This is a genomic window from Phormidium sp. CCY1219 (genome assembly GCF_055795085.1).
Map to the genome: position 1 here is coordinate 1 of NZ_JAYFEQ010000268.1, position 15,165 is coordinate 15,165.

The following is a 15,165-nucleotide window of genomic DNA, read 5'->3' on the forward strand; positions in this document are numbered from 1 at the left end:
ACTTTGATAATGCCTTTAAGAGTTCAGTTTTGGACTGCTTAAGAATCCCCGCGTCTTCAGCGCGGGGAGTATCAAAACGGTTGGCAATCTCCCTTTTTTTTCCAAGTAATTTCCGCGAATTTGGGTAGTTGTCGCGCTCTTGTTAACCCAAATTCTCTTTATTCTCCCTTGACTAACTTTCGGGCACTGGTTCCTGGAGTGAACCGAGGAACCTGCTGAGCGAGCAATCGATTCAGAAAATTTTTATGCGTGGGATTTTATCAAACGCAACAGGGTTTGTCAACCCCTCTGGCGACAGATGACTGACACAGGACAATGAGATAATAATTGAGATGGGAACTAAATCATTGCTGTTTTTGTCTGTCTAAAGAAATATATCTTTCTCAAGCAGTAGATTGGGGCATCTCACTCCTGTTATCCAGAAAGACGAGAGCCTAAACGGCGATCGCGATCCAAGTCAGGCAAGCAATGGTTGCCCGAAGGGAAACGCCGATCGCGCTCCTCCCAATTTTTTAATACTACCCGAAAACACAAGATGAAAACCAAAGACTTAAATCGGATTAAAACACCTCTCGATATTCCTCATAAGGGGGAAAATCATTGCGCCGCCGAACGGAGAAACCACCCGCTTGCGGTCAGGAAAAGGGGTGCGATCGCCGGTGTGAAGACAACCGCAACCACCGCGCCCTAACGGGATGCTGCATCCAGCAAGCGCAGAACCAGCAAAGATGGGTTTAGTCGAGAATTTAGCTGAACAGAGGCGAGTATGGGGTTAACTTTTAAACGGACCGATCTGTGGCGCTACAGCATTGCGGTGGTGACAGTGGCGATCGCCCTGCTGCTGTCGCAGTGGTTGCTATCGCCTGCACAACCGAGTGCTTCCATACTCTTTTTTGTCGCCGTGGCGGTGAGTGCCCGGTATGGCGGCACCGGTGCGGGATGGCTGGCTACTGTTTTGGCCGGTTTTGCCCTTCACTATGGTTTCGATCCGCTAGCCGGGTTTGGAGTGGGGGAAGCGATCGCCATTGTCGCATTGGGGTGGATCGCGTGGGAAATCGGGGAAATGCAAGCGCAACAGGGGCGATCGCGAGGGGAGGAGCAAAACCAAACACACAGAATGCAGGCGATCGTCGATGCGGTTCCCCTGGCTATCTGTTACGTGGATCCGCAACAGCGCTATTGCTTTTGCAATCAAACCTACCGGGAATGGTTTCCATCCGCCCCCGGCGAGATTCGCGATCGGCACTTGCAAGAAATTCTCGGCGATCGCAGCTATCAGCGAATTCAACCCCAGGTGAACGCTGCATTATCCGGGCAGCATGTCAGCTACGAAACCCAGGTATCTCCACCAGAAGGCGGATCCCGGACGGTTCGCGCCACCTACGTGCCAGATTTTGGCAGACGCGGAAACGTCAAGGGCTTCGTGGCACTGATTGAAGATATCACCGAGGAAAAGCAAGCGGCAGAAAATTTGCGCCAGAGCGAGCAAAGACGTCAACTCGCTTTCGATGCGGCGAATATGGGCATCTGGGAGTGGGATTTAACGAGCGCAAAAGTCACCCGATCGCCGGTGGTGGATCGGATTTTTGGCGCGAAAACGGGCAGCTTTGAGGGCACCTATGAGGAGTTCGTGCAAGACATTCATCCCGAGGATCGCGATCGCTTCATCCGCACGGTAGGGGAGGCGATCGAACGCCAGACTAACTACGAAATCGAATTTCGCATCATTCAACCTAATGGGGAAATCCGCTGGGTGATGAGCAAAGGACAAGTGCTGCCCGATGAAGGAGGCACATCGAGCCGGCACATCGGCGTTTGTATGGATATTACGGACAATAAATATGCCCAACAAGCCTTGCAAGTGAGCCAAGCAAGGTTCCGCCATTTATTTGACTCCAATTTGCTCGGACTGGCGTTTGGAGATGGTCAAGACCACATCACCGAAGCCAACGATGCCTTTTTACAAATTGTGGGATACAGTCGCGAAGACTTGCGGCGGGGGAAAGTGAGCTGGACGCAACTGATTCCGCCTGACAGCGATCGCGTGGCTGGCACGATGCAAGACAATCTCTCACAGACACATTGCACCCCCTACGAAGTGGAATTGATTCACGCCCAGGGTCAGCGGGTTCCGGTGTTGATGGGGAGAACTCCCTTAGAAGACTATACGAATTTGGCGATTAGCTTCGTGCTGGATGTGAGCGAGCGCTCCTGTGCCCGCGCCGCGATCGCCGAAGGCGAGGAACGACTGCGATTAGCCTTGGAAGCAGCGCAGATGGGGATGTGGGATTGGGATATTGCCACGGGAACCATTGCCCATTCCGAGATTGTCGATCGCCTGTTGGGGTTAGAACCGGGTACATTTGGCGGCACTTACAATAGCTTGATTAAAATCGTCCATCCCGACGATCGCCCCCGCTTCAACCAAGCGGCGATCGCCACGATGGAACGCGGTGCAGACTTCGATATCGAATTTCGGGTGGTGAAACCCAACGGGGAAGTGAGCTGGGTGGCGAGCATCGGCAAACGCTTACCGGATAAAAGCAAGCAAAGCGATCGCCTGATAGGAGTATGCATGGATATCACCGAACGCAAGCAAATCGTTGCCGAACTGTACCGTCGCGAGCAGGAATTTACCGCCCTGGCGGACAATGCGCCGGATATCATCGCCCGCATGGACCGAGAAGGACGCTACACGTATATCAATCCGGCGATCGAAACCGCCACGGGAATTCCCCCGGAACGATTCATCGGCCACACCTTTTCCGATTTAGGATTTCCCCCCGAGATTGACGCTTTGTGGCAAAAGCGCATCCGCCAAGTGATGGAAACCGGGCGAGAGTGCATTGTGGAAAATGACTTACCCACGGTGCATGGAACGCGACACTATCAGTCTCGCTTGGTTCCGGAACGAGCATTAGATAATTCTATATCCTACGCGATTTGCATCAGTCGCGATTTGACCGAACTGAAACAAGCAGAGGCAGCCTTGCGAGAAACGAACCAAACTTTAACGGCACTGATTCAAGCCTGCCCCTTGGCGATGATGGTACTTGACGTTGAGGGGCATGTGAAAATTTGGAACGAGGGCGCACAAAGCATCTTTGGCTGGGGCGAAGCAGAGGTACTCGATCGCCGATTTCCGGGCATCGCTCCCGATGGAATTGAGGAATTGCGCGCCCAAATTTGCGCTACCCTGGCGGGAAACCCCTTGATGGGGTTCGAGACTCAATATCAGAACAACCAGGGTCGCCCGATTGATGTGGCGCTTTGGACGGCGGCGTTGCACGATGCCAACGATAAGTTGAGTTGTTTGTGCATTGTGGCGGATATCCGCGATCGCAAGCAAGCGCAAGAAGCGCTGCGCCACAGTGAGGAGCGGTTCCGCACCTTGGTTAACTCGATGGATGATATCGTGTTTACCTTGGATCGCCAGGGAAGACATACGGCGGTTTTCGGCAACTGGCTGGAACGAACCCAAGTTTCGCCGGAGGTGTTTTTGAATAAAACCGCACGGGAAATCCTCGGCGAATCGGCGGCGGGCATTCACGAAGCCGCGACGCAAAAAGCTCTGAATGGGGAACATGTGGTATATGAATGGAGTTTTAAGAGCGCGATCGGGGAGCAACATTGTCAGACGTCTCTCTCGCCTTTGCGAGATGCGGAGGGGAAAACGATCGGCGTGGTTGGAGTGGGACGGGATATTACCGACCGCTATCGCACGGAACAAGCACAATCCTTCCTGGCTGAAGCTTCTTCCGTGCTGGCGTCTTCTCTGGATTATCCCACGACTCTGAAAAGCTTGGCTAATTTGGCGGTTCCCCAAATGGCCGATTATTGCATGATTTATATCCTGGAAGACGGGGGAGAAATCCGGCGTCTGGGAATGGCACATATCGATCCGGCCAAAGAAGAGATGTTACGCGAACTGGATTCCCGCTATCCCCTGGATATCGGGCGATCGGATCCGATCGCCCAAGTCATCGATAGCGGAAAGTCCATCCTCCAGCCAGAGATGTCTGAGGGGTGGTTATCCGAGGTGAGTCACGATCGCCACCATCTGGAAATTCTCCAGCAGGTGGGCTGCAACTCTTGCGCGATCGTGCCCCTGGTGGCGCGCGGGCGCACCCTGGGCGGCATTTGCTTTGTCACCGGGGAGTCGGGTCGTCGCTATGACCAGAAGGATTTGATGCTGGCTGAAGAACTGGCGCGCCGCGCTGCTTTGGCGGTAGACAATGCGAGGCTATATCGCGCCTCTCAGGAAGCTAACCGGATGAAAGACGAGTTTTTAGCGATTGTTTCTCACGAGTTGAGGACGCCGCTGAATGCCATGCTGGGTTGGGCGCAACTGCTGCGGGCGCGCAAGTTTGATGAAGCGACCACCGATCGCGCCTTGGAAACCATCGAACGCAATGCCCGGGCGCAAACCCAGCTCATTGAGGATTTGCTCGATGTGTCGCGCATCCTGCGGGGCAAGGTATCTTTGTGCTTGCAGCCCGTTGCTTTGTCACAGGCGATCGATGCGGCGATTGAAGCGGTTCGTCCGGCGGCGGAGGCGAAACAGATTCAGATTAAAACGGCGATCGCTCCGGTCGTGGGGGTGGTGTCGGGGGATTTCAATCGCTTGCAGCAGGTGATTTGGAATTTGCTCTCGAATGCGATTAAGTTTACTCCCGAGGAACAAAGCGTGAAAGTGCGACTGCAGCGATCGGGCGCTTATGCCAAACTTCAGGTCATCGATCCGGGGGCGGGCATCCAACCGGCGTTTTTACCGTTTGTGTTCGATCGCTTTCGTCAAGCGGATAGTACCACCACGCGATCGCACGGCGGACTGGGGCTGGGTTTGGCGATCGTGCGTCATTTGGTGGAATTGCACGGGGGTCGCGTCCGCGCCGACAGTGCCGGTGAGGGCAAAGGTACGACTTTTACCGTTTTGCTCCCGCAACTGGAGGAGGAGTCTATCTCCCCAACATCTCCCGTAACTTCCCCTTCTACTCTCTCTTTGGAGGGTTTGCAGGTGTTGGTGGTGGATGATGAACCGGATACCCTGGAATTTCTGGCCACGGTGTTGCAGATAGCGGGCGCAACGGTTACGGCGGTGCCTTCCGCCACTGAGGCGATCGCCGCGATCGAGGCTCAGACTCCCGATGTGCTAATTAGCGATATCGGTATGCCAGAACAAGATGGCTATTCTCTGATCCGTCACGTGCGAAATAACGCAACTGACGGGCACGAACTCCCCGCCCTGGCCCTAACCGCTTATGCTAGAGATAGCGATCGCACCCACTCCCTAGACGCTGGATTTCACAAACATGCGTCTAAACCCATCCAACCGGATGATTTAATTGCCCAGGTGCAACAACTCGCTGCCCGCAAGCGGAAATTGCGGTAATTTCTGCCTTTTGATAGATGCGATTTTTTCTAAAAAGTTCGTCGCCAAATCACCCTTCACAAGCGCGATTGGCTTCTGCTATTCTTTAACTATCGCCATCAGGCAATCTGAGTGCAAAACACCCTGGTTCTGCGATCGACTCCTTCGATTCGTCTAGCTGTGGAGTGAACATTGCCCACTGGCTTTCCCATGACTATCTAAAGCTAGGAAGCCAACTCACCCGACTCTATTCCCGAGGCTCCGCCTCCCCACCATAAATCAAGTTTAGCCCATCGCCAACCCTTCGCGAACAATTGTCCCATGAAAAACGACCGTCAGGCAATAAAATGGCCGAAATTCCTCTATCGATATTCCCGTTCTCTTCTCCTCGGATTGATGACTCTGGTAATAATATTGGGCCTGCATCTCCTCTGGGGAATTCCTGGATTGACTCAAGAAACCACCACGTTAAAAGTGCTGGTTAATGCCTTAGAAGCCAAAGAATGGTCCTCCCTGGTGGAAGAATTCGAGGAAAAAAATCCGCAAATCGAGATTGAAGTGGTGGAAGGTCCGACGGATAGCAACCTGGTGGAAAACCTCTACAGCACCGCTTTTTTGTTGGGGAAATCTCCCTACGATTTAGTGTACATGGATATCATTTGGGTGCCTAAATTTGCGGCGGCGGGATGGTTGCAGGATCTCTCGGGCAAAATTGCGCCAAGCGAATTGCAGGATTTTTTAGAGAAAGATATCGAAGCGGGACGCTATAAAGGCGGGTTATATCGGATTCCCTTTCGGTCGGATGTGGGTGTGCTTTATTACCGCAGCGACTTATTAAAGCAAGGCGGATACGAACCTCCGGAAAATTTCGATCGCCTGCAAATCATTGCCCAAGAATTGCAGCAAAGCACGGAATCGAACTGGGGATATCTTTGGCAAGGGAAGCAATACGAAGGACTTTCTGCAATGTTTGTGGAAGTTTTGGAAGGATATGGGGGCGTTTGGATCGACCCAGAAACGAAAGCGGTGGGACTGGATAAACCCGAAGCGATCGCGGCGGTGGAATTTTTGCGACATGCGATCGAATCGGGAATTACGCCCTCGGGGGTGACGACTTACACGGAATCGGAAAGTTTGCGCTTTTTCCTCAATGGCGAATCGGTGTTTTTAAGAAATTGGCCTTACGTATGGGCAGAGGCGAATAAACCGAGTTCTCCCATTCAAGGGAAAGTCGGTTTAAAAGCAATGGTTCACGCCCCGGGGGAAAGTAGTGGTGCGGCCCAAGGCGGTTGGGGTTTGGGAATTGCCAAAACTTCCAAACATTCGGAAGAAGCTTGGAAATTTATCGACTTTTTTACCAGTCGGGACAGTCAGAAACAGTATATCCTCGATTATAGCTACATTCCCTCCCGGCGATCGCTGTTTAGGGATCCGGAAGTGGTGGACAAATATAGCTATTACCCCAAACTACTCCAGGCGATCGATAACGCGGTTTTGCGTCCCCCGATTCCGCAATACGCCCAAGTCTCCGATATTTTGCAGCGCTATCTCACTGCGGCGCTGACGGGCAGCAAAACCCCGGAAGCGGCGATGAAAAAAGCAGCCGCAGAAACCCGCAGAGTCCTCGGCACTTCCTAATGTTTTCGGGGATTTTTGCCGCAAAAAACCTTCCCCCGAACCTGCTGTTCGCCGCCGGATACTTACAACCTGTAACTCTCACGCTCAAACCAGAAGCTTATGAAAGTAAAAACCATTCGCGCCCAGGATTTACTCACGGGATGGATTCTCGTCACTCCCGCATTGCTCGTGTTGCTACTCGTCTTTGCTTACCCCATCGGACGAGCATTTTGGTTAAGTGTATTTACCCGCAATCTCGCCACGAACCTCGAACCGGTGTTCTCGGGATTGGAAAATTACAGCCGCATGTTAGGAGATGGTAGATTTTGGGCGAGTCTGTGGAATACAACCCTTTTTACCAGCATTTCCGTGGGCATAGAACTCATCCTCGGATTGGGTGTGGCTTTGGTGCTCAACGAAACCTTTAAAGGACGCAATGCAGTGCGGACGATCGCGATTCTGCCTTGGGCATTGCCTACTTCAATTATGGCGTTAGCTTGGGCTTGGATTTTTAACGATCGCTATGGTGTATTGAACGACCTCTTAATTCGTTCCGGATTGATTTCCGAGAAAATCAATTGGTTGGGCAATCCCACCTTAGCAATGATTGCCGTTATTGCAGCAGATGTGTGGAAAACTACCCCGTTTATCAGTATTTTGCTGTTGGCGGGGTTGCAGTCAATTTCTCCTGACCTTTATGAAGCTCATAAAATCGATGGTGCTAGTCCTTGGAAAAGTTTTACCCAAATCACATTACCCCTGCTAACGCCGCATATTTTAATTGCGGTATTATTTCGCTTTGCCCAAGCTTTCGGAGTGTTTGCCCTGGTCAAAGTAATGACCGGCGGCGGTCCGGGAGGGGCAACGGAAATGGTGGCGCTTTATATTTATTCAACCGTCATGCGTTACCTGGATTTTGGCTATGGTGCGGCGTTGGTAGTCGTCACTTTTTTGCTGTTAATTACCGCTGTGGCGATCGCCGGCTATTTGCTCTCTAAATCTCCCGCCCGTTCCGAAATTCTCAAATAAACCTAACCCATAACACTGGACAATTCACGCCAACCATTCTCTCTCATCAATTCCATGAGTCAAGCAACCCAAACCTCTGACAAATCTGCCCCCCAAGTCGGGATTTCCTGGGGAAAAATCATCCTCTATGGCGCGATTTTTCTAATTGTCGCCTATTGCCTCGGCCCAGTGCTTTGGCAATTACTGACTTCCTTTAAAGTGAATGAGGATATTGAAACCATTCCGAATGTCTATTTCCCCACTCGATATACCTTGGGCCATTACCAACAATTATTCATTCGGCGTCCGTTTCTCTGGTATCTGTTCAATAGCGCTTTTGTTTCTATTAGTTCTACGGTGCTCTGTTTGGGAATTGGCGCACCTGCCGCTTATGCGTTAACCCGCTTAAAGCTTCCGGGAGAAAGAATTATCCTGATTGGCGTTTTGGTGGTGACGTTATTTCCTTACATCCTGCTGTTTTTGGGATTGTTAGAAACTATCAAAACTCTCGGATTGGGGAATAATTATCTCGCCCTCATCGTACCTTACACCGCCAAGAATTTACCGCTGACCATTTTGGTATTGCGAAGCTTTTTTAAACAACTGCCCACGGATTTGGAAGATATGGCCAAGGTAGATGGTTACAAAACTTGGCAAATCCTGCTCAAAATTGTTCTGCCGCTCACGGTTCCCGCCCTGGTGACTACGGGAATTTTGGCGTTTATTTTTGCCTGGAATGAATTCTTGTTTGCTCTGACGTTTATCACGGAAGAAACTATGAAAACTATCCCGGTGGCCGTGTCGCAAATTAGTGGGGCGACGCAATTTGAAACCCCCTACGGTCCTCTGGCGGCGGCGACGATTTTGGGCACGTTACCGTTAATCGTTCTGGTGCTTTTCTTCCAGCGCAAAATCGTCCAAGGATTGACCGCAGGTGCGGTGAAAGGATAATATGCTTTCCGGTCTATTTCACACAAAAATAGCCCGCGTTGGAGCAGCTCTGTGCATGAACCTCCACCCTGAGTTAGGGAATTTTTAACATATTTTATCGGAGAAGATAATGGCAAAATTGGAACTAAAAAATCTCAACAAAACTTACAGCAAAACGGTGATTCCGATTAACGATGTTAGCATTTCGGTCAATGATGATGAATTTCTCACTTTGCTCGGTCCTTCGGGATGCGGGAAATCCACGGCGCTGCGGTTAATTGCGGGATTAGAACCGCCGACTCACGGGCACATCTATATTGGCGATCGCGACGTGACCCATTTAAAACCAGGCGATCGCAATGTTTCAATGGTCTTTCAAAGTTATGCCCTCTATCCGCACATGACGGTTTATGAAAATATGTCCTCCTCGCTCAAACTTCGCAACTTTGAAGAAGAGGAAATCAAAAAGCGGGTCGCCGAATCCCAGAAACTTCTGGATCTCAGTGACGATTTGCTGAACCGAAAACCCGGTCAACTCTCCGGAGGTCAGCGTCAGCGGGTGGCCCTGGGACGCGCGTTAGTTCGTCAACCGGATGTGTTTTTGCTCGATGAACCGCTGAGTAATTTAGATGCCTTATTGCGCGAACGAGTGCGGGCGGACATCAAGCAGCTTTTCGAACAGCAAAAAGCGCCGGTTGTTTACGTCACTCACGACCAAGTAGAAGCGATGACCCTTTCGACCAAGGTGGCGGTTTTGTATGAAGGCAAGCTACAACAACTCGACCCGCCGCAGCGCCTTTATCAGACGCCAGCGAACCGCTTTGTGGCCTCTTTTGTGGGTAGTCCGCAGATGAATTTATTAGAACTTCCCTGCGACAATCATCGCGCAAAGTTAGGTGCCCTCGAGTTGCCGTTACCCGAGGGACTTTCTACCCCCGATAAAATTGTGGTAGGTATCCGTCCGGAACACGTTCGCCTACCGCGCGAGGGGGATGAATTTACCCTGGAAGGGCGGGTGTTTTTGGTGGAAAATTTAGGCATGCAAAATTTGCTCAGCGTGCGGGTGAAAGGCAGCGAAAATCAATCGGAGTCGGGGATTACCCTGCGGGCGCTGCTCTCTGCGGATGAAGATTGGGGCGGCGAAGATGTGACCCTGGCATTACCTGGGGATTTGCTGCACTGGTTCGATTTAGAAACGGGCGATCGCCTGCGCCAATGAAGTGGAGTTCCCGGCGCGATCGCCCCTTCCACTGCTAGTATTTCCTTCGGTGGTTTCGGCGCTTTCCTCGGGGCGATCGCGTTCACAATCTCCTATTATAGCACTTTTTCCCTGGCGTTAAAGTATCTTGCAATAAAACTTGATTAAACTTAACAATTTATCCGGTCAAATGTTAAAAATTCTCAAGTTATTGCGAGTTTTTTAAACTCACCCTTCTCAATGGCCTAAAATAGATGAAAATTGAAATAGCAAATCCGCAAGGAACGCGCGACGATAATTACCGACAAAACACCATGAAGTTGAAGCCTTGGCATTGGATTCTCTCATTCTGCATCTTGTGCCTCACCCTGCTGGGGGGATGCGTGAGGGAGGGCACGGATCCGGGTACCCTGCAAGTGTGGGCGCACGCCGGACAAGATGCCGAACGCCAAACCCTACAGGCACAAGTGAAGCGATTTAACGCCGCCCAAGATGCGGTGGATGTAGAGCTGACTTTTTTGCCTGAAGGTTCCTACAACGCACAAGTGCAAGCCGCCGCCCTGTCGGGGGATTTGCCCGACGTGCTAGAATTTGACGGCCCGTTTATTTATAATTACGTATGGCAGCAAAACTTGATTCCCATTGACGAGCTGATTTCGCCAGAACTCCGTGCGGATCTGCTGCCTTCGATTATCCAGCAGGGCAGGTATAACGATCGCCTGTATTCCGTGGGTACCTTCGACTCCGGACTGGGCATGTACGGACGGCGCAGCATGTTAGAAGCTGCCGGGGTTCGCATTCCCACCGGCAACGCCGACGCCTGGACGGCGGCAGAATTCAACGAAGTGCTGGCTGCATTGGCGGCACAAGACCCGGACGGGCAAGTGCTAGACCTGAAGCTCAACTATTCCGGCGAGTGGTTTACCTATGCCTTCATGCCCATTTTGCGATCGGCGGGGGGCGGACTCATCGATCGCACCGACTACCAAACCGCCACCGGCGTCCTCAACGGTTCGCAGTCAGTAGCGGCGATGGAACAGTTGCAATCTTGGATGGAACAAGACTATGTAGACCCCAATGTAGATGACGCCGCCTTTCCCACCGGACGAGTGGCCCTCTCTTGGGTGGGGCACTGGGTATATCCGGGATATGCCGAAGAGCTAGGCGAGGATTTGGTCGTCTTGCCCCTGCCGAACTTTGGGGAAGGCTCGAAAAGCGCCCAGGGGTCTTGGAATTGGGGCATTACCGCCAACAGCGATAACCCGGAAGGGGCGATGGCATTTTTGGACTTTTTGCTGCAACCGGATGAAGTGCTGGCGATGAGCAATGCCAATGGTGCAGTGCCGGCCACCAAAACCGCGATCGCCCAATCCCCATTGTATCGCGAAGGCGGACCGTTGCGCCTGTTTTCCGCACAACTGCTAACCGATAAAACCGTCCCCCGTCCGCAAACCCCCGGCTATCCGGTGATTACCTCCGCATTCCAGGAAGCGTTTAACAACATCCGCAACGGTTTGGCGGTACAAACAGCCCTCGATCGCGCCGCCCTGGAAATCAATATCGATATCGAGGACAATCAAGGGTATCCGAACGTGAGTTTTTAACTCGGTTCTCCCCTTGTTTCTTCACACTTACCGTTAACCATAGTATCCGAGCTGATGAGTGACCCGCAAACTATAAAAAGAGATGATACGCGCACGGCACTGACAATGGCAGCACCGGCACTGCTGGGTTTGTTCCTGTTTGTTGCCCTGCCTTTTGCCCTAGCGGCGATCCTGTCCTTTTCCAACCTGCGACTGGGATCTCCCTTACCCACCGAATTTATCGGCATCGAACAGTATCGGCGCATTTTTAGCGACCCTTCCTTCCGTCGCGCCTTGCTGAACAATGCCATATTCGCGATCGTGGTGGTGCCCTTGCAAACCGCGATCGCCCTCGGATTGGCCATGCTGCTCAACCGTCCCCTGCGCGGAATGGCCGCATTTCGCACACTGTTCTTCATGCCAGTGGTCTTTCCGATGGCCCTGGTATCGGTAATTTGGATTTTAATCTACGCCCCCGGTTCGAATGGCATGATGAATTCTTTTATGGAATTTATCACCTTTGGACTCTGGGAACCGAGAGATTTTCTGCGCGACCCCTATCTCGCCTTACCGTCCATTATGCTCCTTTCTATGTGGCAAGGGGTTGGCTTTCAAATGGTGATTCTTTTAGCCGGATTGCAATCGATTCCCAGCGATTTGTACGAAGCTGCCGCAATTGACGGTAGCAATAAATGGAACCAATTTATCCATGTGACTTTGCCCCAACTGCGAAACACCTTAATCTTCGTCATGTTGGTGACTTCGATTCTCGCGTTTCGCCTGTACGACCAAATCGAAATTATGACCCAAGGCGGTCCCCTCGATGCAACCACCACGGTGATGTATGAGGCAGTTACCGCCGCATTTGAACAACAAAAAATGGCCAAAGGTGCAGCGATGACTGTGGTCTTTTTCCTCATCGTCTTGGCTATTACTATCCTCCAACGTACCCTGATTAAAGAAGAACGGGCGATCGAGTAAATTCCCTCGCCAAATCTGCGATATCTAGCCAGGTGTTATCTATGTTATCATGCAAAAATAATTGCAGAGGGTAGGGTGGGCAAAGCTACTTTCAGAAGTGCCGATATTGCGCATTTGTTCTCGTGCCTGCCCACCCTCCAAATTCCATAAACCCTCATTAAGGATGATTTGTTTATGACCCTTCCAGGAACTCCCAAAGAAAATCCCGAATTGGGTGAAAAGGTCGCCCACCAACCGGAAGAAGAACTGCTCACCCAAACCCAAAAACGGCAACGGATTGGCATTGCGATTAGCTATATCGTCCTCACCATTTTGTCGTTGCTGTTTGTTTCTCCCATTCTGTTTATGATTATCGGGAGTCTTAAACCGGATAACCAGGTTTTGTTAGAAGCCGGTTCGCTGAAAGCGTTTTTCCCGGATAATCCCTCCCTGCAGAACTACGAGGATGTATTCGACCGGGTGAATTTTATCCGCTTTTTCTTTAATTCGATTTTTATTACCGGCAGCATCGTTCTGGTGGGGTTGCTGGTGAATTCGATGGCGGCGTATGCCTTCGCCCGGTTGCAGTGGCGCGGGCGAAATCTGATATTTGCCGGGATTATCGCTTTGATGATTATTCCCTTTGAAGCTATTGCAGTGCCGCTATTTTTTCAAGTGACGTTACTCGGATGGCGCAATACCTACGTTGCCCAAATTATGCCGTTTATTGCTAATGCGTTTGCGGTGTATTTGTTTTATACCTTTTTTATCGATTTGCCCAAAGAATTGGAAGAAGCGGCGCGCGTGGATGGGGCGAGTCCGCTGCGAACTTTTTTTGAAATTATTGTGCCGATTTCTAAACCGGTGTTTGCTTCGGTGGCGATTATTACCTTTTTGACTCAGTGGGGTTCGTTTTTGTGGCCGACGATGATTACGTTTGGCGAAAAAGTCCGCCCTCTCCCAGTGGCGATCGCCCAATTCCAAACCTTACCTCCCTTGCAATGGGGCGATATTATGGCCTTTGGCGTGATGATGGTAGCTCCGATTTTGGTGGTGTTCTTAATCTTCCAAAAATGGTTCGTCCAAGGGGTGGCCTCTTCGGGGATTAAAGGATAATATTGGGTTGTATTGTCAAGATGAATCGGTGTTTTTTTCTCGAAATTTAAGTCTATCGGAACAATGGCAAAAGTAGAATTTCAACATGTTTACAAGGTTTACTCGAATGGCTTTACCGCCATGAAAGACCTTTGCTTGAGTATCGCTGATGGCGAGTTTATGGTGTTTGTCGGCCCTTCGGGATGCGGTAAGTCCACGGCGCTGCGAATGCTAGCGGGATTGGAAGAGATTAGCGCCGGAAAGCTGATTATCGGCGATGAAGTGGTGAACAATCAAAGTCCGCAAGAGCGCAATATTGCAATGGTGTTTCAGAATTATGCTCTTTATCCGCACATGACAGTGCGGCAAAATCTCGATTTTCCATTGCGGATGCGGAAGGTGTCGAAGGAAGAAAGAAATCAGCGGGTAAAAGATGCTGCAGAAAAGTTGGGTTTGACCCAGTTGCTAGATAACAGACCGAAGCAAATGTCCGGGGGACAGCGCCAGCGGGTGGCGATGGGACGGGCAATTGTCCGCGACCCTTCGGTGTTTTTAATGGACGAACCCCTATCGAATTTGGATGCAAAAATGCGCGTGCAAATTAGAACGCAAATTGCCGATTTGCAGCGCCGCATGGCTACCACTACGGTGTATGTAACTCACGACCAAGTGGAAGCAATGACAATGGGCGATCGCGTGGCGGTGATGCGGGCGGGAGAACTCCAACAAGTCGCACCCCCACAAGATTTATACGACTATCCCGCTAATGTGTTTGTGGCGGGGTTTATCGGGTCTCCCGCTATGAATATTTTTCACACTCAGTTGCGCCGCGAAGAAGATGGCACCTTCACGATCGCCTATGGGGATAAACAATTAGCGATCGCCCCAGAAATCGCCGATCGCTACTCGGAAATCAAGCGCTATGTGAATAAACCCATTATCGCCGGATTGCGTCCGGAAGCCTTTTTCCTCGCCGACAGCAATACCCCCGAAAACCGCAAAATTGACGTGGAGGTAAATACCGTAGAAGCCCTCGGCCATGAAATGATAATCTATTTCAAATCTCCCGTGTCTAAAATTGAAATCGAAGATAAAGGAGACCCCACCGAAGCATTGGAAAATAATTTAGAGGAAAATTCTTCTATCGCGATCGCCCGCCTCGGGTCTTATCGCGAACTTCACCACTCCTCTCAACTCGCTTTAGCCGTAGATACCACTAAGCTGTATTTATTCGACCGCAAAGGAATGGCGATCGCAAATTAAGCGCATATCCTACAGGCGATCGCCTCTCTGGCTTATTTGTGCGATAAACTATTCCCGTAGAAACGCCTGAAACCGACTGAAATGCTTCTGTGATAACGTTTTCAGCCGGTTTCTAACCGGCTTGAGCTATGAGGCGTGGG

Annotated in this window: 9 protein-coding genes; all 9 read left to right on the forward strand. The window is 51.1% G+C overall.

Features of this window, described 5'->3' with window-relative positions:
- The first annotated feature begins 766 nt into the window (after positions 1-766).
- The 9 genes from AC0QH1_RS03435 to AC0QH1_RS03475 all read left to right on the forward strand — a co-directional run bounded on the left by AC0QH1_RS03435 (position 767) and on the right by AC0QH1_RS03475 (position 15,025).
- Positions 767-5,392 (forward strand): PAS domain S-box protein, encoded by a 4,626-nt coding sequence (locus AC0QH1_RS03435; protein ID WP_324629445.1) that lies wholly within the window; start codon positions 767-769, stop codon positions 5,390-5,392.
- A 300-nt stretch (positions 5,393-5,692) separates the two neighbouring features.
- Positions 5,693-7,009 (forward strand): ABC transporter substrate-binding protein, encoded by a 1,317-nt coding sequence (locus tag AC0QH1_RS03440; RefSeq protein ID WP_324629446.1) that lies wholly within the window; start codon positions 5,693-5,695, stop codon positions 7,007-7,009.
- 99 nt (positions 7,010-7,108) lie between these two features.
- Complete coding sequence (locus AC0QH1_RS03445; protein ID WP_324629447.1) at positions 7,109-8,017, forward strand: carbohydrate ABC transporter permease; 909 nt, start codon at positions 7,109-7,111, stop codon at positions 8,015-8,017.
- 54 nt (positions 8,018-8,071) lie between these two features.
- Positions 8,072-8,947 carry a carbohydrate ABC transporter permease gene (locus AC0QH1_RS03450; RefSeq protein ID WP_324629448.1) on the forward strand — a complete coding sequence of 292 codons (876 nt, stop codon included), beginning with the start codon at positions 8,072-8,074 and terminating at the stop codon, positions 8,945-8,947.
- Between the two features lie 109 nt (positions 8,948-9,056).
- Complete coding sequence (locus tag AC0QH1_RS03455; protein WP_324629449.1) at positions 9,057-10,145, forward strand: ABC transporter ATP-binding protein; 1,089 nt, start codon at positions 9,057-9,059, stop codon at positions 10,143-10,145.
- Positions 10,146-10,378: 233 nt separating this feature from the next.
- Positions 10,379-11,728, forward strand: coding sequence for an ABC transporter substrate-binding protein (locus tag AC0QH1_RS03460; protein ID WP_324629450.1), 1,350 nt, complete (start codon positions 10,379-10,381; stop codon positions 11,726-11,728).
- 54 nt (positions 11,729-11,782) lie between these two features.
- Positions 11,783-12,688 carry a carbohydrate ABC transporter permease gene (locus AC0QH1_RS03465; protein ID WP_324629451.1) on the forward strand — a complete coding sequence of 302 codons (906 nt, stop codon included), beginning with the start codon at positions 11,783-11,785 and terminating at the stop codon, positions 12,686-12,688.
- A 174-nt stretch (positions 12,689-12,862) separates the two neighbouring features.
- Positions 12,863-13,783, forward strand: a complete 921-nt coding sequence (locus AC0QH1_RS03470) for a carbohydrate ABC transporter permease (RefSeq protein WP_324629453.1) — start codon at positions 12,863-12,865, stop codon at positions 13,781-13,783.
- Between the two features lie 63 nt (positions 13,784-13,846).
- Complete coding sequence (locus tag AC0QH1_RS03475) at positions 13,847-15,025, forward strand: ABC transporter ATP-binding protein (RefSeq protein ID WP_324629455.1); 1,179 nt, start codon at positions 13,847-13,849, stop codon at positions 15,023-15,025.
- Positions 15,026-15,165: the final 140 nt, after the last annotated feature.